Raw genomic sequence first — 19,619 nt, 5'->3', positions numbered from 1 at the left:
AACGAAACGGCCACCATAACGGCCGAAATGACCACGCTCATCCGGCTCGTGACCCGACGGGGTCGCGATACCGTCACCGGCCTTGCTGGTGGTGCCCGAACCACTGCTCGTCAACACGACATCCCTTACTATTGGTCGTCAACACGCCTTCGAGCGGACTGTCTCTGGTCACGGCGAGTCATTGATGACCCTAATAGGCCCATCCGAGCTGCCGCATGGTGATCCGATCGTTCCAAATCTTGGTCACGTGGCGGATCTTGTCGCCGTCGAACTCCATGACATAGACGTATTCAGCTTTTGTGGCCTTTCCGGTTGGTGGTACCGGGCCACCCTCTCCGGTGTGTGTCCCGCGGAAGACACCGAACGCCGCCACGTTCTTGCGCGCCTCGTCGACTGCGAACGACCGCACCTCAGCGATGCCATCGGGCAATACCGAGAACATGCCCTTCATGAACTCGACGTACGCTTCCAGCGTTTTCATACCGTCCAAGGAGTCGGCCTGGGCAGAGAAAGTTGCGCCGGGGTGACAGTACTGCTCACACGCCTGCCAGCCCTTCCCCGTGTCGCAGCTATCGAAGAATCGTTCGGCGGTGACTCGTATTGATGTCATGGTTCTGTCCCTTCCGCTGATTGCGCCGCAGGGTGAACGTGGGGTTGAGGTCACGACGGGGCTTCGGTTACGACACCGCCGGAGCCGCCGGGATGAGGAGCGCCAGGATCGGGATCGGGGCGCCGATCGCGTCCACTGAACCCGATATCGGAGTAGAGCTGGGGGCGCCGACCCCGGAGCACGAGCCCCCACCCCACCCCGGCCAGGGCGGCCCCGCCGAATATCAGCGGCACGACCCAGGTCGGCTTCGAACCGGGTGCGACACCGAACAGTGTTGCGATGTTCGTCATCGCCAGGTAAGTCATGATCAGTAAGAGCACGCTGCTGATGACCGGAGCACCGATGCGGTGCCAGACATCTTCGCCCTTCGAGCTGCGGGCGAAATAGCCGATGACCGCGATCGAGGTGAGCGCGATGAGCAGCAACACCCCGATGCCGCCGCCGGTTCCGCCCCAGAAGAAGAGCTGGATCAGCGGATCCCACCCGGCCACCGCGTACAGGACGATGACGATCAGGCCGAGCGTGGACTGGGCGAGTGAGCCGTTCCTCGGTGCGCCGGTGCCGGGCACCGTTCGGCCGAACCGGCGCGGCAGCACACCTTCGCGGCCGAGGGAGAACGTGTACCGGGCGATGATGTTGTGGAACGAGATCATCGCGGCCAGCAGTGAGGTCAGGAACAGGACGTGGCCCAGCAGTAGAGCGACGCTCCCGACCCGCGCCGAGGCGACGTCGAAGAACAGATCCGGGCCCTCCGCCGCGGCCCGGTCCAGCACGGTGCTGCCGGCCGCGGAGATCATCGCCCAGGACGCGAACGCGTACAGCACGGCGATCAGCGCGATGGCGAGGTACGTAGCGCGGGGAACCGTGCGGCGTGGGTCGCGCGACTCCTCGGTGTACACCACCGACTGTTCGAAACCGACGAAACCGGTGACGGCCATGACCAGCAGCGCACCGGCGCCAGGCCCGACCAGGCCTCCCACGTTGAGCGGGGCGGACGACGCATGGAATTCCGCGACGAAGATGTCGGCGACGCCGAACACGACGACCAGGAGGGTCTCGGCTGCGAGCAGGGTGGCCAGAACCTTTCCGCTGACGCCGATGTCACGCACACCGAGCACGGCGACGACCGCCCAGCCGATCAGAGCCAGAACCCACCACTGGACGTGCAGACCGAGCCACTCCGTGAGCAGTGGGGCGGCGATAGCACCGAACCCGCCGTATGCGGCGCACTGGAACATGTTGTAGGCGACCAGGGCGACCCAGGACGCGCCGACACCGACCGGACGGCCGATGCCACGGGAGATGTACGCGTAAAACGCGCCGGTATTGGCGATGCGCCGGGCCATGGCCACGTAACCGACGGAAAAGACCCCGAGGACGACGGCGACCGCGAGGAATGCGACCGAGATACTGGGCAGCCCGGTGACCGCGAGACCGGTCGGTACGATGCCTGCGACGGCGGTGAGTGGCGCGGCCGCCGACATCACGAAGAACACGACGGTGGCGACACCGAGGCGGTCCTCGGCCAACGCGGTCGACGATTGACCGGATCGTTGGGACGCGATAATTGGCACGATTTCTCCGAGAAGTATGGCCGATGTCGAAGGGGCGGTTCATTGCCTGTTATCGCTACGCGCAAGGGACGTCGCTCAAGGGCTTGAATCGCTCACGTCCGCTCGGGCGCCTCGGGTGAATGGCTCGCCACGCCCGACGTCGTTGCCCGGTCGCTGCCGACGAAAAGCGCAGTGGTCGAGCGTGTGCAAGTGCGCGAATGGCGACACAAAGACGATCATGACCGGTACTGCTGCGCGGTCGTGACCATGGCATCCAGCACGGTGATTGCCTGGTCCGCGGGCAGGGTCGGCAGATGCAGCACGATCTGGTCCGCTCCCTGCCTCGCGTACTCCTCGATCACGGGCAGGTTGTCGGGAGTGACCGCGTACGCCACGAGGGGGGTGCCCGGCGCGTACCGGTCACGTAGCGCGAACTGTGCCTCGACGCGGGCCGGATCCAGGACGGAGTTCGGCATCCACGCGTCGCCGAGCGCGGCCGCCCGGCGAACCGCGGCGGCGCTCTCGCCACCCACGTAGACGGGTACGTGCGCCTGCACCGGCTTGGGCCAGGAGAAGACGGGGTCGAAGTCGAGATAGGTGCCGTGGAACTCGGCCTCGTCCCGGGTCCAGATCGCGTCGAGCGCGCGCAGGTGCTCGTCGAGCCGCGCGCCGCAGGTACACGGGTCGATGCCGTGGTTGCGCATCTGCTCGGTGATCCAGCCCGTCCCGACGCCGAACACGAACCGTCCGCCACACAGGTGGTCTACCGTCGCGACCTGCTTGGCGGTGTAGAAGACGTCGCGCTGGGCGGGCAGCACGACCCCGGTACCGATGGTCAGCGACGTCGTGACCACCGCGGCGGCGGACAACGCGGCGAATGCGTCGAACTCCCGGTGGAACTCCCGGGGCAGGTCGCCGCCGAACGGGAACGGGGATTCGCGGCTGGTCGGGATGTGGGAGTGGTCGCCGACGAACATCGAGTCGAACGAGCGCTCCTCCACCGCTGTCGCGAGCGCTGTCGGGCTGATCGACTCGTCGGTGATCATGCAGGCAACGCCGAACTTCACAGGAAACTCCACGCTGGGGGACATATCGCGGCCGACGCCCCTATCCCCACATTCGACCGTGGCCGATGGTGGCGCGACCAGCGTGCAGCTCGCCCAGATATCCCGGCACCACTCCACCCGCGGACGATCTTTGCCATAGCGGAAAACATCGAGCCGGCACTTGCCGAGCCCACGAAGACGTGGAGAACGCCGAGTTCGACCGGCCGGTCACGAAGATGACCGCCGACTCGACATCCATTGGCCAACATTTCCTCGCCTCCAGTGATCACCGGTCCGGCTAGGCGCGTGTTCCGAGGCAGCCAACCGAACTCGGCCACTCCCACGCCTCTCGAGACGTCATGGCTCAGTGATTCGCCATCCGGGAGTCGCTGTCCGAGTGAGGATGGCGACACGGACGACGATGTTCGACTGAAGCCGCGATCGCTCCCGTGCAAATCCCTGGTTGCGCCAACGCGACCGTACCCCCGTGCCTAGGGTTTCACAATTCGGGCACAACCGGTTCGCGTTGCCCGCCACCATCGTGCGGCGTACCCGAGAACCGGCACTGATGCGAGATTCGTGCCGGCGCACAGCTCGTCCGAGCGCTGCCGTCCGGCGCGATCATGGGGGGGATTAATCACCTTTACGCCGGATCGCGGGGCCTTATGCACTGCATCCTCCGAGACACGGAAATACGACCAGGGATTCGCACTGGAGCGATCGAAGTGCCATCGGAGCAATGTTGACACCCTGGGGCATGAGACACAGGGGGTCTTTCACCGCCCACTCGGCTGGCGACGAGCCCAGCACCCTTCAGGGTCAAATGATCGTTCACAACACGAGGAGACGTGGAACCGTTGGACTACGCGATCGACCCTGAGCTCGTCGCCCTGGTGGATTTGCTCCCTCGACTCAGCCCCGATGACCTCAGCGAAGCGCGGGCAACGATGCAGCAACTGGCTGCGCAGCTGCCCCCGCCGGACACAACTGGTGTGTCGATCAGCGAGCAGGCCGTGCCCGGACCGGACGGTGCACCAGAGGTGATCGTCCGGATCTATCGTCCGGCTGCGCGCAGCGGTCCGGTCGGCGTCCTCGACTTGCACGCCGGTGGGTTCGTCCTCGGCGACCTGAACCTGAACCATGCGGCCAACGTCACCATGGCGAGGGACACGGGCGCGGCGGTCGTGTCGGTGGACTACCGGCTGGCGCCCGAGCATCCCTACCCAGCGGCGCTGGAAGACTCGTACGCGGCCTTGAGCTGGTTCGCCGAGCACGCTGATGCGCTGGATGTCGACCCGGCGCGGATCGCGGTCCACGGCATCAGCGCCGGCGGCGGAATCTGTGCCGCGCTGGCTCTGCTCGCGCGCGACCGGGGCGGCCCGGCGATCGCTTTCCAGTACCTCGGTGTGCCCGAGATCGACGATCGCCTGCAGACCGCCAGCATGCAGGCATTCACCGACACTCCGGTATTCAACCGGCCCGCCGCGGAGTTCAGCTGGGCTGCCTACCTCGGTGACGGCGTCGCCGGAAGCGCCGACGTGCCGGCCTACGCCGCACCCGCACGCGCCACCAACCTGTCCGGGCTGCCGCCGGCCTACGTCTCCGCAATGGAGTTCGATTCATTGCGCGATGAGGGCCTCTCCTACGCTCTGGCGCTGCAAGCAGCCGGGAACCAGGTGGAACTGCACCTGTTTCCCGGCACCTTCCACGGCTCGGCGATGTTCTTGGTACACGCAGCGATCAGTCAGCGTGAACAGACCGAAAAGATCGCGGTGTTGCGCCGAGGCCTCGCCGTATGACCCGATGTCAGTCCGACAAGCCACTTCGAGGCTCACTGAGACGCGATGCCATGATCAGGGCGTGCGCATCGCTGTCGCCGACCTCTCCGGTCCCGAGATCGCCGACTTCCTCGCCGAGCACATGAGCGACATGCGCGCGACGTCGCCGCCGGAGAGCGTCCACGCCCTGGACCTCGACGGCTTGCGTCAGGCTTCCGTCACCCTGTGGTGTGTCCAGGATGGGACCGAGCTAGTGGCTGTCGGGGCGCTGAAGGAGCTCGACCCAACTCACGGCGAGATCAAGTCGATGCGTACCGCTGGGCGCCACCGGGGTCGCGGCATCGCCTCGGAACTGCTGCAGCACATCGCCGACGAGGCACGGCGACGAGGCATGTCCCGGCTGAGCCTGGAGACGGGATCGCAACCGTTCTTTGCACCGGCCCGCGCGCTCTACGCCCGCCACGGCTTCGTGCCTTGCGGCCCGTTCGGCGATTACACAGACGACCCCAACAGCGTCTACATGACGCGCGAGGTATCGCCGATCCCCTGACCGGTCAGGGAAGCACCGAGGGAAGCCGAGGTAGGCGCGGATCGCGATCGCCGTTCATCGGCCGTGCAGTGCGCTGACCAGCGGCGAGAGGGTTGCGGTGCCCCGGCCGGCGCCCCGCGTCCACGCCCTCCACAGGCGGCAGTGTCACGGGCCGGGACGGCCGTGCCCTTGCCATCGGACCAGCGATGGGTGCACCGTATCCCGACCCGAAGCGGTCCCGGGGCGTGGCCAAATCAGGAGGCCGGGCATGGGTGACCCCTGGGGGTTTGTCAGCACCCCCCGCGAGGCGCCGAGGCGCCGCCCGATCGGCCTGCGTCTGCTCGACTGGCGCGAGGTCTACGAGCCGATGCCCGACGAGCGGCTGCGTCGGCAAGCTGGTCGGTGCATGGACTGCGGCATCCCGTTCTGCCACCAGGGATGCCCGCTGGGCAACCTCATCCCGGACTGGAACGACCTCGTCCGGCGGGCCGAGTGGCGCCGGGCGATCGAACAGCTGCACGCCACGAACAACTTCCCGGAGTTCACCGGCGTGCTGTGTCCGGCACCGTGCGAACCGGCGTGCGTGCTGGCGATCAACAGCGACCCAGTCACGATCAAGCAGATCGAGCTACAGATCATCGACCACGCCTGGGACCAGGGTTGGGTCACGCCGCTCCCACCGAAGACGCGGACGAAACGCACCGTCGCCGTCGTCGGCTCCGGTCCGGCCGGGCTCGCCGCCGCCCAGCAGCTCACCCGGGTGGGCCACGACGTGATCGTCTACGAACGGGCCGACCGGTTCGGCGGGCTGCTGCGCTACGGCATCCCCGAGTTCAAGATGCAGAAGCGCCGGCTCGACCGCCGCCTCGATCAGATGAAGGCCGAGGGCACGATCTTCCGTGCCGGCGTGGAGGTCGGCATCGACCCCGACGTGAAGCAGCTCCGGTCCCGGTCCGATGCCCTCGTCCTGGCCTGCGGCGCCACCGCCCGGCGCGAGCTCCCCGTACCGGGTCGCGAACTCGACGGAGTCCACCCGGCGATGGACTACCTGACGTGGGCCAACCGGGTGCAGGAAGGCGACCTGGAGGTCTCCCCGATCACCGCCGAGGGCCGCGACGTCGCCATCGTCGGCGGGGGCGACACCGGAACCGACTGTCTCGGCACCGTCCACCGCCAGCGGGCGCGGTCAGTCGTGCACATCGACATCCGGCCACGCCCACCCGAGCAGCGCACCGTGAACATGCCATGGCCGACCTACCCCGCGATCTATCGAACGTCCCCGGCACATGAGGAGGGCGGTGCGCGCCTGTTCAGCATGGACACCCTCGAGTTCCTCGGCGATGCGAACGGCAGGCTGCGGGCGATCAAGATCGTTGAGGGGTTGCGTGACGAGAACAAGCGGTTCCACCCGATCACCGCATCCGCGACCGAGATTCCCGCGCAGCTCGCGCTACTGGCCCTCGGTTTCCTCGGCCCCGAGCGCGGCAGGCTCCTGACCGACCTGGGCGTTGAGCTCGACGAGTGCGGCAACGTCTCCCGCGACGAGAACTTCATGTCCAGCGTCGAGGGCGCCTTCGTCGCAGGCGACATGGGCCGCGGTCAGTCGCTCATCGTGTGGGCGATCGCGGAAGGCCGCTCCGCCGCGGCGTGCGTCGACAAATACCTCACCGGACGCGACGTGCTTCCGTGCCCGATCCAACCCACCGACCGGCCGATCGCCTGACCCATCGCCCGTAGCTACCACGCCCGGCTGGAGTCATCGCTACCTGCCGGGCGTGACCAGACCCGTCTCGTAGGCCGTGATGACCAGCTGCGCACGGTCGCGCGCGTCCAGCTTGGACAGCAGTCGTCCGATGTGGGTCTTCACGGTGCCCAGCGTGACGTGCAGGTCCTGGGCGATCTCGGTGTTGGACAGGCCACGCGCGATCAGGGTGAGCACGTCCCGTTCGCGCTCGGTGATGCCCGGGAGGGCCGTGGCCGTGGCGGCAGCCGGACCCCCCTGGCGGGCGAACGCGGCGATGAGGCGGCGTGTGACGCGCGGTGCCAGCAGCGCCTCGCCGGCGGCAACCACTCGGATCGCGGTGATGAGCTCGGCCGCGGTGGAGTCCTTGACCAGGAACCCGCTGGCCCCGGCACGGAGCGCGGCGTAGACGTACTCGTCGAGGTCGAAGGTGGTGAGGATGAGGACGCGGACCGACGCTGTCTCGGGTGCGGTGCAGATGCGCCGGGTGGCCTCGATCCCGTCCATCTCCGGCATCCGGACGTCCATCAGCACGACGTCAGGCTGGTAGTGACGGGCCAGCCGCACGGCCTCGGAGCCGGTTCCGGCCTCACCGACCGGCCGGAAACCGGGCTCGGCCTCGAGCAGCGCGCGGAAGCTCTCCCGGATGAGCGCGTGGTCGTCGGCAAGCAGCACGCGGGTGGCCGCCGCCGGCTCCGGTGTCGGGGCGGTCGAGGCCGTCACGGGACGTCCGGCTCGACGCGGGGTATGTCGGCGACGACCTGGAACCCGCCGTCCACGAGTGGACCGACGGTCAGCGTGCCGCCGTACGCGGTGATCCGTTCCCGCATCCCGATCAGACCCTGCCCACCGCCCGGGCGGCGGCGCGGGACCCGGCGTGCCGGGCCGTCGTCGACGACCTCGATGCGCACCGACTCGGTCGTCTTCCGCACGACCACCCGGCAGTGCCTGGCGGCGGCGTGCTTGACGACGTTGGTGAGGGCTTCCTGCACGACGCGGAACACTGCCAGGTCGATGCCGGGCGGGAGCGCGACGGTCCCGCTCAGCTCGAGGTCGACGTCCAGGTCCGGGGCGCGGAACCGGTCGACCAGGGCGGGCAGGTCCGCGCTGCCGGGTAGCGGGCCCCGATCGGCGTCACCGCGGTTCTCGGCGGTGGATGGTCGGCCCGTCTCGGCGGAGGCGGGCCGCAGCACCCCGAGCAGCTGGCGGATCTCGGTCATCGCAGCCCGGCTGGTCTGCTCGATGGCGTTCAGCGCGGCCTTGGCGTGCTCGGGGTGTTCGTCGGCCAGTCGGCCGGCCACGGAGGCCTTGATCGCAATGAGGCTCATGCTGTGCCCGAGGACGTCGTGCAGCTCGCGGGCGATCCGGAGCCGCTCGTCGGCCACCGCCTCCAGGGCCGAGCGACGGGCGAACTCGGCCTTGGCCACGCGCCGCGAGCGCACCACCCGCCCGGCGGCCCAGGCCGCGCTGAGCAGGACGACGACGATCCCGAGCTCGACCTGCCACCACAGCGGCACCTCGCTGCCGGACGGGCCCCGGTCCGCCGGCGAGTGGATCCAGTAGAACGCGGGGATGGCCGCCGCGGCCGTGCCGAGGCCGGCCACCAGCACCGCCGCGGCGACGATGGTCCGGCCGGTCAGACTCGCCGCTGTGTACAAGGCGACCGCAACCGGGGCGTAGGTCACCCACATCGCTCCCGCGCCCACGACACCGAGCACGGTCGCCGCCACGGCGACCAGCACGACCCACACCAGCACCGGCACGCTCCAGCGCCGGCGCAGCAGCAGCGGCGGCCCGGCGGCGGCCCCGACCAGCACGGCGACCCATGCCGGACCGGGATAGGCGGGTCCGGGCGGGTCGAGCGGCGTGTACACCGCCAGGCACGCCAGTGCAGCAGCCGACGCGACGTCCACGACTACCGCACGGCGCCGTCGGCACTCCGGACGCGGGCCCAGGCCGACGAAGTGGTGCACACGATCACGCTAGGCCCGGACCAGGCACGACCGCGTCCTACCCTGGTCAGACAGCCGGTGTCCGACCCGAGTCAGACGCGGAGCACGGTCCCGCGCTGCGATCGTCCGTCCATGACCATGACCACATCGGGCGAGCCCGGCCCCCGGCCGACGCACACCGGGTCCGACCCGCGTGCCGACCTGCGGGCGGCTGCGGTCTTCATCGGGGCCGTGACCGTCGGCGGGGTGGGCGGGTTCGCGATCGCCGAACTGCTCGGAATCGGCGAACTGCGCTGGAGCGGCTCCGAGCTCTCGGCCATCACCTCGGCGATCGGCGCGCTGGTCGCGGGACTCGTCGCCGGTCGGCTGCTACTGGGCGGCACGGGCCCGGCCATGGCAGTGCGCGCGCCGCGCCCCCTCACCAGCTGGCCGGGGACCCGCTTCGGCGCGGGCGCGCTCATCGCGGGGCCGCTGCTGCTGCTGGCCGGCGAGGCCGTCCGCTCCGGGCACCACTACTTCTACCCCGCGCAACTCGCCGGGATGGTCAGCGCGCCGGGAACCATTCTGACCTCGTACGCCCTATACACCGCTGGCCTGGTCCTGATGATCCCCGCGTTCCTCGCCCTGGCAGGACTGATCGCCCACGAGCGACCCGGTTGGGCCTTCTGGGGAGCGACAATCGCGGTCGTCGGAAGCACGGTGCGCATCTTCCAGGAGGGCATCAGCTTCCTGGGCCTGCAGCTCGTCGGGGCGCAGGGGCTGGAGGTCGCGACGGCGGCGGTGAGCGACACCTACGGAGCCTGGTACGTCCTGCAGACCCTCAACGGCAGCGACAACATCGCGTGGGCGGTGCTCGCGATCGGCGCGCACCGGGCCGGGGTGCTCGGCTGGGTGCCCGCGCTCGGCATGGCGTTCATGATCACCCACTACAGCGGGGTGCTGAAGGGCAGCGATCTCAACTCCCTGACCGGCGCTGTGCTGCTCGCCGCTGCGCTCGTCCCCCTGGGGATCAGCCTGTGGCGGCGCGCCGAGCCCGTCTCCCGCAGGGTGTGGTGGGGTGGCGTCGCATCGTTGACGCTGCTCGGGGCCCAGTACCTGCTCGCCGCGCTGAGCGGGTTCCAGACCCTGGGATGAACGGAGCGCCCCGGGTACGGGATTGCCGGACGCCCGGACGAGCATCGTCGTGTCATGACGATCGGCCCGGTCAGAGGCTCTTTCGAGAGCTTCCGGCCAGGCCGTCCGCCGTTTCGGCAGTCCGAATCGCGAGTTTCCAGGCACCACAGCCCCTGCACGCCGGAAGCAACCAGGGATTCATACTGGCGCGACCACAGTTTCATCGAGAAAGAATCCTTGCGTAACCATCCTCGCCGACAGCCGTAACTCAGTCGGCCTGGCAATGGTCCTCGCTATCCGGCCCACGCCAGGAAAAGTGATCCTCGACCCCGGGATTCGGGTGAGCACCGGTCTCCCGTTCGGTGATTCACGAGGGGTATCGTCACGACTTTCAAGAGGTTTCGATGAGTCCCGTCTCGCCCTACCGTCACGCCACCGTCATCGGCGCCTCGATCGGCGGTCTGTGCGCAGCACGAGTGCTCAGCGAAGTTGTCGAGCGCGTCACGTTGATCGATCGCGACAGGCTCCCAGCCGAACCGGTCGCGCGCGCCGGTGTTCCACAGGGCCGGCATCTGCACTATGTGCTCGCCCGCGGCATCAACGCGCTCGACGAACTTTTCCCGGGTCTGAGTGATGAGCTGATCGTTGCAGGCGCGCCCACCATTGATCTGCAGTCGGACATTCACTGGCATTTTGACGGGCACCTCCTGCGACCCGAGCCGTCCGGCGTGATCGGGCTGGGAGTGAGCCGCCCTCTCCTGGAGCTCGCAATCCGTTCCCGGGTCGAGGCCCTGCCCGGCGTATCGATTACCGACCGCTGCGAAGTCACGGGGCTGATGACCTCGCCCGACGGGCTCCGCGTCACCGGTGCGTATGCGCAGAACCGGTTCGACGAGGCGGCCGAGTCGGCGATCGACGCCGACCTGGTGGTGGACGCCGCTGGTCGCGGCACCCGCACCCCGGTGTGGCTGGGCGAACTCGGATACGCCTCCGCTCCGGAGGAGCGGCTCCACAGCCAGGTCATCTTCGTCTCCCGGCCTTACCGGCGGGAGCCTCATCACCTCGCCGGGCACATCGGTGAAGCCTTCAGTCCTTATCCCGGTCACCAGCGAGGCGGCATCGCGGTAGCACAGGAGGGTGATCGCCTCATGGTCACGCTCGCCAGCCGAGGGGGTGAGGAACTGCAGACTGATACGGCGGGGATGGCCGACTTTGCCGACAGCTTCTCGGGCGCAAATGTCGCACAGGTCATACGCACGGCAACCCCGCTGAGCAGGCCCGCGCTGATGCGCTACCCGTCGAGCGTCCGCAGGCGCTATGAACAGCTGAGCCGATTCCCGGACGGCTACCTCGTCATCGGGGACGCCCTCTGCAGCTCGAATCCCCAGTACGCCCAGGGCATGACCGTCGCAGCGCTCGAGGCCCAGTTGCTGAGCCGTCTGATTCGCGAAGGCACTCATGACCTGCACCCGCGATTCTTCGCTGGCACTGCGGCGCTTCTCGACACGCCGTGGGACCTGACCGTCTCCGGGGACCTGCGGTTCCCGTACGTCGAGGGCGAGCGAACCAGGGCGATGGTGGCGGCGGCCGAGTACCTCGAGCGTTACCGGAGAGCGGCCGCGAAGGACGGCGTGCTCGGCACCGAGTTGATACGGGTCATCAACATGCTCGCCGAGCCGAGCCGGCTGTTCGAACCCGACCTGGCGAAGCGGGTCAACGGCGGCCCCGCGATCTCGACCGTTCCTGTATCCCGGCCTGGCTCTTCAGACGCGACATGACACGCGGCACGCAACGGAGTTGTGCCAGCACCGCCCGGCCCGCGCTGCACACTGACTGAAAGCCGGCCGAGGGTCCTCACGAGGCGCGAGCTCCGAGGTCGCGGCAGCGCCCCGCGCTGACCCGCTTCGGGCACCCATAAGCACGAGAGAAGTGTCGCGCGGGCCGGACGGATCCACGGTCGCAGGGTCGCCATGACCCAGCCCATTCATCCGGTTACTCGTCGACGATCAGCGCATGTGAGCCATTGCACGATGCAAGGAAACTGTGGCTACCGCGGGCGGGTGGCCGGAACTAGCGTTGAGCCGTGCAGATCCACGAGTTCTCCGGCGAGGAAATAGAGGACGCCGGACGCGAGGTTTTCATGCCGGTAATCGTGCGGACACGTCCCGGATTTCACAGCCGGATCGCGTCGCAGGAGCTGGGCGAGGCCATCAAGCTCTCCCGCGCGTATTAGGACGGACCGATGCGAATCGCCCGAACCGGCCGGATGACCGCAGGGACGTCGACGGGCCACCTGATCCATTTCTGCATATTCCTGGACGGCAAGGCGCACGTTCACCAGCACGACCGCGTCGCCGACCTCGCGGCTGGTTCGGCAGTGATCAGTGAGACGCGGAGCCCGTGGGAGTTGGTCGCGCCGGCCACGACCCGGACCCTCACCCTGCATATCTCCCGCGAGATGCTCCCGCTTCACGGCACCGCGGTCACCGAGGCGTGTGCGCGCCCATGGACTCGGCGTCTCTCCCGCGCAGCTTCTGTCCGGCTATCTCGGCCGGCTGTGGGATGTCGCTGAAGATCTCACCGCGCCGCAACGGCTGGACGCCGGGCGGGCCGCGCTCGAACTGCTCGCGATGACGTTGCGGGGCGTCGCACCCTCGGTGCCGGGCGGAGAGGGTTCCGCCGGGGTGTTGCTGGACATGATGCAGAGGCATGTTCGCGAGCACCTGTCCGATCCAACGCTGCGGGTCGAGGAGCTGGCCCGGCGACATCATGTGTCGGTCGGCCGCGTGTACGCCTTGTTCGAACGGATCGGGACCACGCCAGGTACGTACCTGCGCGAGCAGCGTCTGCTCGCGGCGCAGACGTTGCTGTCCGATCCGAGGTATGCCCGGATCGACGTGTCCAACATTGCGGCGGCTGTCGGGTTCGTCGATCTCCGGGGGTTCGAGCGGGCGTTCCGGCGGCGGTTCGGGACGACGCCAGGGGCTTGGCGGCGCGAGCACCACCAGGCAAGATCCACCCCCGCAACTACGGAGAAAAAGCCGCAGGATTAGGGAAGAATTGCCCTGCGCTGCCGGTGACGTGGTGGGGTCGACTGGACCGGCGAGCTACTCTCCAGAAAGGACGCGATGTTTCCCAGCGTGGATCCTGAGCCAGTGTCCGTCCAGCTACCAACCCTGGATATGACTGATTTGTCCTCCGCCAGGGAGCAGCCGCGGCGGTTGCCGGCCCGGCTCGAACCCTACGAACCGCGCCCGAAAATGGCGATCAGCGAGGTTGTGGTGCGGGGCGCCGTCGGTTGCCGGATCGGGCCCGGGCACCACTACCCGGCCGCCCCCGATGACAGCTTTGCCACACTAAGAGCTGTGCTGCACATGGTTCAGATGAGCGATAAAAGGTTTCTCAACCTTCACGAATCGCACTTCATTGCCGAGAAGGATTACATCGGGGTGTGGCCATGCTGAAGTTCGATAACGAAGGTGCGCGGCGCACCGAAAAACTGTATGCGAGCCCCGACGTCGAGGCACAACGGAAACACGTGCTTTCACTGCTGGCGCCGCAAGCGGGAGAGTGCGTGCTCGACGTCGGGTCCGGGCCGGGTTATCTGGTGGCGTCGATTGCCGAGGCGGTGGGCCCCACGGGTGCGGTGCACGGTGTGGATCCGAGCTCCGCAATGAATTCGCTCGCCGCCGCGCGCGCCGCGGACATGCCATGGGTCCACTTCGAAGAGTGTGGAGCCAACGCGCTGCCGTTCGCCGACGGCGTGTTCGACGCCGCGGTGTCGACGCAGGTCTACGAGTACGTCGCCGACATCTCGGGGGCACTCAGGGAGCTGCGGCGGGTCCTGCGTCCCGGCGGGCGAGCGTTGGTCCTCGACACCGACGCAGACTCACTCGTGTGGCACACGTCGGATCGGTTGTTGCACCGACGTGTTCTGGCAGCGTGGGAGGACCACCTCGTGCATCCGCGTCTGCCGCGGGTGCTGGCAGGGCTGATGCGTCGCGCCGGGTTCCACGTCACCGAGCAGCTGGTGCACGTGATGTTCAACGCGCAGATGACGCCGGACGCCTTCAGCACCAGCTACATGAACTCCATTGCTCAGTTCGTGGTGGGCCGGCGGGGGCTGACTGCGGCCGAGGTCGAGGCATGGCTCACCGACCTTCGCGCGCGTAACGACGAGGGCGACTACCTCTATAGCATCAACCGCTACATGTTCCTGGCCACGGCGGCCTGACCTCGCCGTCCTCGTGCGGGGTGGAGTTCGGCGACGACACCCGAGTCTGCCCCGCGAAGCACCGCAGGACGAGCAGCCCGGGGCGAGTGGCTGCCACTGAGCGCGCTGTACGGCGACGTCGGCGCCGTTTCGGATTCTCGGCGTTCACGCAGACATTGCTCTACGCCACCGCGATGACGGTGATCGAGAACTTCGGCGTGCTCGATCTCGACACATGTCAAGCCGGCGCCGGGTATGTGCTGGGTGTGGCGCTGAGCACGCCACCGGCCGAGCCCCACGCCAACCATTATAGTAACTTCTGATGATAGTCACTGGATATGATCAATGGAGCCGTCTGCACACAGCGAATCGGACAATGCGCTCCCGCTCCGACCCCGGGGGGTGGTCGGCGCGGCAGCCTTACCCGAGAACCGTCCCAACACGCGCGGGCGGGCGGGCAGGCCGTGGCCCCTGACCGGGTGACCGGGAGATACATGTCCCCTATCGCGCCGCTCGCCCGACCGGGACCCAGCAGCCCGATCAACCGCTACCACTTCGACGTCACCGCGCAGAGCAACACCGAGACGGTCTTCTTCCGCGTCAGTTCGGAAGGAAGGTCATCGGCCGCAGGTCAGGAAATACCCGATGTACCTCGATGAGACGATCCGCCAGCGGTATTCGACGCGGATGTTCCTGTCCGAGCCGGTGCCGAGGTCGCTCGTAGAGGAGTCCTTGGCGCTGGCCACATGCGCTCCGTCGAACTCGAAGTCCAGCCCTGGCAGTTGGTGTTCGCCACCGGAGCCGTCCGCGACCGGTTGGTGACCGCGTTGCAGGCCGAGGCGGGCGCGGGGGCACCGAAGATCCCGCCGCTGCCGGATGCGTTCGCGCACAAGCGATTCGAGCTCGGAGCCCAGATGTTCGGCGCAATGGGCATCGCCCGTGATGACTCCGAGGGCAGGCGAATCGCGATCCTGCACAATTGGGAGTTCTTCGGCGCGCCGCTGGCCGGAGTGGTGTGCATGCACCGCGCCCTGGGCCTTGTCGACGGCGTCGGTGTGGGCATGTTCCTGCAGACACTGCTGCTGGCGCTGACCGCCCGGGGGCTGGGCACCTGCGTTCAGGCGTCCATCGCCGGCTACCCCGAGATCGTGCGCGAGGAACTCGACATACCGGCGGAGCTGACCATCTTGTGCGGTCTGGCGGTGGGCTACCCGGACCCCAGCGCCCCGATCAACAGCCTGCGGACGCCGCGCGACAGCATCGACGGACACGTGACGTTCATCGAGCACTGACCACTTCGGAGGGAGATCGCCTTGTCCGGCACACCTTCGGCCCTCGTCGTCGGCGGCGGGGTCATCGGGTTGTGCACGGCGTTGCTGCTGGCCCGGGACGGGTACCGGGTCACGGTCCTGGAACGCGACGCGGCGACACCCACGGAGCCGGGTGCGGCGTGGGAGTCGTGGGACCGGCGTGGCTGCGTGCAGTTCCGGCAGCCGCACTTCTTCCTCCCACGCTTCCAGCAGCAACTGGAGGCTGAGCTGCCCGACGTGGCCGCAGCGCTCCTGGCGGCCGGTGCCGTGCGATACAACCTCCTCGGGGAGCTGCCCGAGGCACTCACCGGAGGCCGCCGCGCCGAGGACGACCGTTACACGGCGCTGGCCACGCGCCGCCCGCTGCTCGAGGCAGTACTGGCGCGCGCCGCCGACGCACAGCCAGGCGTCCAGGTGCGCCGCGGGTTCAGCGTGCGGGGCTTGCTGACGGGGCCGTCCGATCTCGCCGGTGTCCCGAACGTCGTCGGCGCGATCACCGGCGACGGACAGGAAGTGCGTGCCGATCTGGTGATCGACGCGGGTGGCCGCCGCTCCACCCTTCCTGCGCTCCTCGCCGGGCTCGGCGGCCGTGCCACGGTCGAGGAACGCGAGGACTGCGGGTTCATGTACTTCGCCCGGTTCTTCCAGGGCGACGGCGGGTGCCCCGCGCTGCGCGGGGCGGTCCACATGCCCTACAACTCGGTCTCCGTGGTGACGTTGCCGCAGGACAACGGCACGTGGAGCGTGACGCTCGTGACGTCGTCGCGGGATCGGGAACTGCGGGTGCTGCGCGATGTGGACCGCTGGACCGCGGTGGCGCGGCTGTTCCCGGCGCAGGCGCACTGGCTCGATGCCGACCCCGGCCCCGATCGACAGGAACTGCTGGTTGCCGCGGGCGTCGTCACCACGCAGCACCCGGCGTGACCTCCCGGCGAGCGGGCGCGTGCCGAATGCGCTCACGCACATGCAACGCGCTTCGCCCGGACCACGCCCTCCCCGTCGCTGTCCTCCGCTCCGCTCACGGTCCCTCAGTGCCGGCTTCCGAGACGCCGTCATGATCACGACACGTCGCATGTCCGGAGTGCAGATCGACAGCGCGACGGAGACGTCCCGAGTCGAAGCCGGAGCCCCGCTGAGACCAGGTGGTCGAAGGGGCCGAGAGGGTCGGACTCGCGCGGCTCATGATCCGCTCGGCTTTCCCTGCGCGAGGCGCGCGACATGGTCCCATTGCTCCAGCCCGGCGAGCCGGCCGGAGTACTCGGTGCGGAGAGCCTCCAGGCCTCCCGTTCCGAACAGGACCCGCATGGGTGGCTCGGGCGTGTCCACGAGCGCGAGGAGCGCCTCGGCCGTCGCTGCGGGATCGCCCGGCGTGAGGCCGCTGGCTCCTGCCCCCGCGTACAGCGCCTGCCGGGCATGGGCGTATGCCGGGTCCTGCCGGGCCTGCGGGGATTCGGCCGCCAGACCGGTGGGAAACATGACCGGCTCGATCAATGTGACATGGATGCCGTATGCGGCGACTTCGGCTGCGAGTGACTCGCTCATCGCTTCCAGGGCCCATTTGGAGGCCTGGTAGATGCCGAGCGCCGGGTAGGCGACCAGGCCCCCGAGTGAGGAGACTTGCAGGACCCGGCCCGCACGGCGCTCTCGCATCCCGGGCAGCACGGCGCGAGTGGCCCACAGCGCACCGAAGTAGTTGACGTCCATCTGGGCCCGGGCCTGTTCCTCCTCGACCTCTTCAACGGCGCCGATCAGCATGTGACCTGCGTTGTTGACCAGCACGTCGATTCCGCCGAACGTCCCCTCGGCACTCTGCACGGCATCGCGAACGGCCGTGGAGTCGCGGACGTCGAGTTGCAGGGGCAGGAAGCGGTCGCCGTACCGCTCGGACAGCGACGCCAGCGCCGCCTTGTCACGGGCGGTCGCCGCGAGCCGGTCACCGCGGGCGAGGATCGCCTCGGCCCAGTGTGCGCCCAGCCCGCGGGACGCTCCGGTGAGAAACCAGGTCCGGGCAGTCATTGCCTTGCTCACGGGGATCTTCTCCATGGTCATCCGACCGGGCTGCTCCCGGTCCGCTGACCAGCGTTTCGCCGATCGGATCCGTCAGGCAGAGTCGCCTTACCCAGGGATCGCGGATCTCTGGCTGCGGGTCTGGCTGTGACGCAGACTCGAAGGGTGGACACCGCGCAGTTGGCAGATTTCCTGCGGGTGCGCAGGGAAGCGCTCGATCCCAGAGACGTCGGCCTCCCGGGCACGGCTCGCCGGCGCACTCCCGGGCTGCGCCGTGAGGAGGTCGCACGCCTGGCCGACATTTCCACGGACTACTACACCCGTCTGGAGCAGGATCGAGCGCCGCAGCCGTCGCCGGGCGTGCTGCGGGCGATCACCAGGGCACTGCGCCTGACCTTGGACGAGCGCGACCATCTCTTCCGGCTGGCCGGGCACCCACCGCCGGACCGCAATCGGTCCGACGAACATGTCGCGCCGAGCCTGCTCGGTGTGCTGGACCGCCTTTCCGATGTCCCGGCTCAGGTGATGACCGACCTCGGTGCCACCCTGGTGCAGAACGACCTGGCACGGGCCGTCTTCGGCGATCTCACCCGACTGCGCGGTGCCGCGGGCACGGTGGTGTACCGGTGGTTCACCGATCCCCGCGCCCGGGCCGGGTATCCGGTTCAGGATCACGCGACGGAGTCCCGGGCGCTCGTCGCCGACTTGCGGGCAGCAGCCGTCCGCCGCGACGACGCGCAGGCGAAGGACCTGGTCAGAGAGCTGCGACGGGCGAGTCCCGAGTTCGAGGCCCTGTGGCGTCTGCATTCGGTGCGAGTGATGCGCAGCAGACGCAAGCGGATCCAGCACCCCGAGGTGGGCCTACTGGAACTCGACTGCCAGGTGCTCGTCGACGAGGACCGCAGGCAGATCCTCGCTCTGTTCTCGCCGGCGGCGGGCACATCGACGGCGGAGCGTCTCGCTCTTCTCGGTTCCCTGGGACCGCTCGCCGCCCACCGCTCTTCTCGGTGAGCCGGCCTCCGTCAACCGGCTTGCAGGTTCTGGCATATCGCTTTTCGATGCGTGTGTCAGGCGTCAGCGCCGTTCATCGCCCGCGCGCGTGCATTCATTTGCCAACCAGCTTCCGCACGAACGCCGAGCATCTGCATCACTTGCTCTTCCTCGTAGCGAAGAACGGTGGTGAGGACGCCACCGATCCCCTCGGCACGTGCCGCGAGGAGGAGACTCCAGGTCGCCAGGCGGCGCTGCCGTGATCGTCGATCGAGAAGACGAGACGAGAAGCGCGAGCTCTCAGCGTGCTCATCGGGGTCGTGCAGGGTGTGAGCCAGGGTGCCGGACGCGAACTCGGCGTACTCCCGTTCGGCGCACTCCCGATACAGCGTCGACAAGCTGCTGCTTCAATGCCAAGTCGTCGACAGCAAGGAAGACCGTCAGGTCAGCCTGTCGACACCTTCCGCCCGGCAGCCGGAGGCGAGCACGAAACCGTCGTAGCCGTCCGCGGCCACCTCCTCACAGTGGCGGGCGTAGGCGGCGAGCCCACCGGCGTAGGGCATGAACACCCGCGGCTTCCCCGGCACGTTGGCACCCAGGTACCAGGAGCTCTCCGCCATCGGCAGCAGCGTGCGATACGCGGCCTCGTTGACCTGCACGCCCCAGGCGTCCGCCGCCTCGTCGGTGGTCTCGATCCGCGCCGACCCGATCGAGCGCAGGTGATGCAGACACGCAGAGATCCAGTCGACATGCTGCTCGATCGCGGTCGGCATGTTC

22 protein-coding genes and 1 pseudogene are annotated in these 19,619 nt (G+C 68.4%); 15 read left to right on the top strand and 8 right to left on the bottom strand.

What is annotated here, in order from left to right:
* Window positions 1-190: 190 nt before the first annotated feature.
* From MMF94_RS42200 to MMF94_RS42190, 3 genes are all read right to left on the bottom strand, one after another.
* Window positions 191-610, bottom strand: coding sequence for an ester cyclase (locus tag MMF94_RS42200; RefSeq protein WP_241043133.1), 420 nt, complete (start codon window positions 608-610; stop codon window positions 191-193).
* A 50-nt stretch (window positions 611-660) separates the two neighbouring features.
* Window positions 661-2,139 (bottom strand): APC family permease, encoded by a 1,479-nt coding sequence (locus MMF94_RS42195; protein WP_241043132.1) that lies wholly within the window; start codon window positions 2,137-2,139, stop codon window positions 661-663.
* A 260-nt stretch (window positions 2,140-2,399) separates the two neighbouring features.
* Window positions 2,400-3,230, bottom strand: a complete 831-nt coding sequence (locus MMF94_RS42190; protein ID WP_241043131.1) for a TIGR03619 family F420-dependent LLM class oxidoreductase — start codon at window positions 3,228-3,230, stop codon at window positions 2,400-2,402.
* An 827-nt stretch (window positions 3,231-4,057) separates the two neighbouring features.
* Between MMF94_RS42190 and MMF94_RS42185 the strand changes: the two genes are divergently transcribed.
* From MMF94_RS42185 to MMF94_RS42175, 3 genes are all read left to right on the top strand, one after another.
* Window positions 4,058-5,008: an alpha/beta hydrolase gene (locus MMF94_RS42185; RefSeq protein ID WP_338104444.1), complete on the top strand. Its 951-nt coding sequence runs from the start codon at window positions 4,058-4,060 to the stop codon at window positions 5,006-5,008.
* A gap of 61 nt (window positions 5,009-5,069) precedes the next feature.
* A complete protein-coding gene (locus MMF94_RS42180; RefSeq protein WP_241043129.1) occupies window positions 5,070-5,537 on the top strand; it encodes a GNAT family N-acetyltransferase in 468 nt (155 codons plus the stop codon).
* 247 nt (window positions 5,538-5,784) lie between these two features.
* The gene (locus MMF94_RS42175) at window positions 5,785-7,239 is read left to right on the top strand and encodes a glutamate synthase subunit beta (RefSeq protein ID WP_241043128.1); all 1,455 of its coding nucleotides are present in this window, start codon (window positions 5,785-5,787) and stop codon (window positions 7,237-7,239) included.
* Between the two features lie 39 nt (window positions 7,240-7,278).
* On the opposite strand, the gene MMF94_RS42170 is transcribed toward MMF94_RS42175, so the two are convergent.
* Both MMF94_RS42170 and MMF94_RS42165 read right to left on the bottom strand, forming a co-directional pair.
* The gene (locus MMF94_RS42170; protein ID WP_241043127.1) at window positions 7,279-7,980 is read right to left on the bottom strand and encodes a response regulator; all 702 of its coding nucleotides are present in this window, start codon (window positions 7,978-7,980) and stop codon (window positions 7,279-7,281) included.
* Window positions 7,977-9,230, bottom strand: a complete 1,254-nt coding sequence (locus MMF94_RS42165) for a sensor histidine kinase (protein ID WP_241043126.1) — start codon at window positions 9,228-9,230, stop codon at window positions 7,977-7,979. Before MMF94_RS42165 ends, MMF94_RS42170 begins: the two co-directional genes overlap by 4 nt.
* 111 nt (window positions 9,231-9,341) lie before the next feature.
* Between MMF94_RS42165 and MMF94_RS42160 the strand changes: the two genes are divergently transcribed.
* The 11 genes from MMF94_RS42160 to MMF94_RS42125 all read left to right on the top strand — a co-directional run bounded on the left by MMF94_RS42160 (window position 9,342) and on the right by MMF94_RS42125 (window position 16,769).
* Window positions 9,342-10,343, top strand: coding sequence for a hypothetical protein (locus tag MMF94_RS42160; protein ID WP_241043125.1), 1,002 nt, complete (start codon window positions 9,342-9,344; stop codon window positions 10,341-10,343).
* A gap of 341 nt (window positions 10,344-10,684) precedes the next feature.
* Window positions 10,685-12,100, top strand: coding sequence for an FAD-dependent oxidoreductase (locus MMF94_RS42155; RefSeq protein WP_241043124.1), 1,416 nt, complete (start codon window positions 10,685-10,687; stop codon window positions 12,098-12,100).
* Window positions 12,101-12,405: 305 nt separating this feature from the next.
* Window positions 12,406-12,555: a hypothetical protein gene (locus tag MMF94_RS42150; RefSeq protein WP_241043123.1), complete on the top strand. Its 150-nt coding sequence runs from the start codon at window positions 12,406-12,408 to the stop codon at window positions 12,553-12,555.
* A 9-nt stretch (window positions 12,556-12,564) separates the two neighbouring features.
* Window positions 12,565-12,894 (top strand): AraC-like ligand-binding domain-containing protein, encoded by a 330-nt coding sequence (locus tag MMF94_RS43970; RefSeq protein ID WP_420852511.1) that lies wholly within the window; start codon window positions 12,565-12,567, stop codon window positions 12,892-12,894.
* Window positions 12,895-12,952: 58 nt separating this feature from the next.
* The gene (locus MMF94_RS43965) at window positions 12,953-13,375 is read left to right on the top strand and encodes a helix-turn-helix domain-containing protein (RefSeq protein WP_420852512.1); all 423 of its coding nucleotides are present in this window, start codon (window positions 12,953-12,955) and stop codon (window positions 13,373-13,375) included.
* 102 nt (window positions 13,376-13,477) lie between these two features.
* Entirely contained in the window at window positions 13,478-13,786 is a 309-nt protein-coding gene (locus MMF94_RS42140; protein ID WP_241043121.1) for a hypothetical protein, read from the top strand.
* Complete coding sequence (locus MMF94_RS42135) at window positions 13,780-14,556, top strand: methyltransferase domain-containing protein (protein ID WP_241043134.1); 777 nt, start codon at window positions 13,780-13,782, stop codon at window positions 14,554-14,556. The genes MMF94_RS42140 and MMF94_RS42135 overlap by 7 nt, the downstream gene beginning before the upstream one ends.
* A gap of 173 nt (window positions 14,557-14,729) precedes the next feature.
* Window positions 14,730-14,858, top strand: a complete 129-nt coding sequence (locus tag MMF94_RS43535) for a hypothetical protein (protein ID WP_277398967.1) — start codon at window positions 14,730-14,732, stop codon at window positions 14,856-14,858.
* A gap of 322 nt (window positions 14,859-15,180) precedes the next feature.
* Entirely contained in the window at window positions 15,181-15,357 is a 177-nt protein-coding gene (locus tag MMF94_RS43960) for a nitroreductase family protein (protein WP_379660507.1), read from the top strand.
* Window positions 15,282-15,827 (top strand): nitroreductase family protein, encoded by a 546-nt coding sequence (locus MMF94_RS42130; RefSeq protein ID WP_241043120.1) that lies wholly within the window; start codon window positions 15,282-15,284, stop codon window positions 15,825-15,827. Before MMF94_RS43960 ends, MMF94_RS42130 begins: the two co-directional genes overlap by 76 nt.
* Before the next feature lie 21 nt (window positions 15,828-15,848).
* Entirely contained in the window at window positions 15,849-16,769 is a 921-nt protein-coding gene (locus MMF94_RS42125; protein ID WP_241043119.1) for an FAD-dependent oxidoreductase, read from the top strand.
* A 255-nt stretch (window positions 16,770-17,024) separates the two neighbouring features.
* On the opposite strand, the gene MMF94_RS42120 is transcribed toward MMF94_RS42125, so the two are convergent.
* The gene (locus MMF94_RS42120) at window positions 17,025-17,873 is read right to left on the bottom strand and encodes an SDR family NAD(P)-dependent oxidoreductase (RefSeq protein ID WP_241043118.1); all 849 of its coding nucleotides are present in this window, start codon (window positions 17,871-17,873) and stop codon (window positions 17,025-17,027) included.
* A gap of 144 nt (window positions 17,874-18,017) precedes the next feature.
* Here MMF94_RS42120 and MMF94_RS42115 point away from each other — a divergent pair, with 144 nt between their 5' ends.
* Window positions 18,018-18,863 carry a helix-turn-helix domain-containing protein gene (locus MMF94_RS42115; RefSeq protein ID WP_241043117.1) on the top strand — a complete coding sequence of 282 codons (846 nt, stop codon included), beginning with the start codon at window positions 18,018-18,020 and terminating at the stop codon, window positions 18,861-18,863.
* Between the two features lie 56 nt (window positions 18,864-18,919).
* Here the strand turns inward: MMF94_RS42115 and MMF94_RS42110 are convergent, their stop codons facing one another.
* Entirely contained in the window at window positions 18,920-19,240 is a 321-nt protein-coding gene (locus MMF94_RS42110) for a hypothetical protein (RefSeq protein WP_241043116.1), read from the bottom strand.
* 42 nt (window positions 19,241-19,282) lie between these two features.
* Window positions 19,283-19,619, bottom strand: a pseudogene (locus tag MMF94_RS42105) (cyclohexanone monooxygenase); the annotation flags it as partial.

Origin of the sequence: Pseudonocardia alaniniphila (assembly GCF_022524485.1) — a bacterium.
GTDB classification, from domain to species: Bacteria; Actinomycetota; Actinomycetes; order Mycobacteriales; family Pseudonocardiaceae; genus Pseudonocardia; species Pseudonocardia alaniniphila.
Note: the sequence above shows the minus strand (reverse complement) of the source record. Positions and strands in the feature narration are given on the sequence as shown.

Excerpts from the sequence above, each read along its gene's own strand:
- MMF94_RS42175 (WP_241043128.1), top strand. The coding sequence starts at position 5,785 with ATGGGTGACCCCTGGGGGTTTGTCAGCACCCCCCGCGAGGCGCCGAGG.
- MMF94_RS42135 (WP_241043134.1), top strand. The coding sequence starts at position 13,780 with ATGCTGAAGTTCGATAACGAAGGTGCGCGGCGCACCGAAAAACTGTAT.
- MMF94_RS42130 (WP_241043120.1), top strand. The coding sequence starts at position 15,282 with ATGCGCTCCGTCGAACTCGAAGTCCAGCCCTGGCAGTTGGTGTTCGCC.
- MMF94_RS42200 (WP_241043133.1), bottom strand. The coding sequence starts at position 610 with ATGACATCAATACGAGTCACCGCCGAACGATTCTTCGATAGCTGCGAC.
- MMF94_RS43965 (WP_420852512.1), top strand. The coding sequence starts at position 12,953 with ATGACGTTGCGGGGCGTCGCACCCTCGGTGCCGGGCGGAGAGGGTTCC.
- MMF94_RS43970 (WP_420852511.1), top strand. The coding sequence starts at position 12,565 with ATGCGAATCGCCCGAACCGGCCGGATGACCGCAGGGACGTCGACGGGC.
- MMF94_RS43535 (WP_277398967.1), top strand. The coding sequence starts at position 14,730 with ATGACGGTGATCGAGAACTTCGGCGTGCTCGATCTCGACACATGTCAA.
- MMF94_RS42160 (WP_241043125.1), top strand. The coding sequence starts at position 9,342 with ATGACCATGACCACATCGGGCGAGCCCGGCCCCCGGCCGACGCACACC.
- MMF94_RS43960 (WP_379660507.1), top strand. The coding sequence starts at position 15,181 with ATGTACCTCGATGAGACGATCCGCCAGCGGTATTCGACGCGGATGTTC.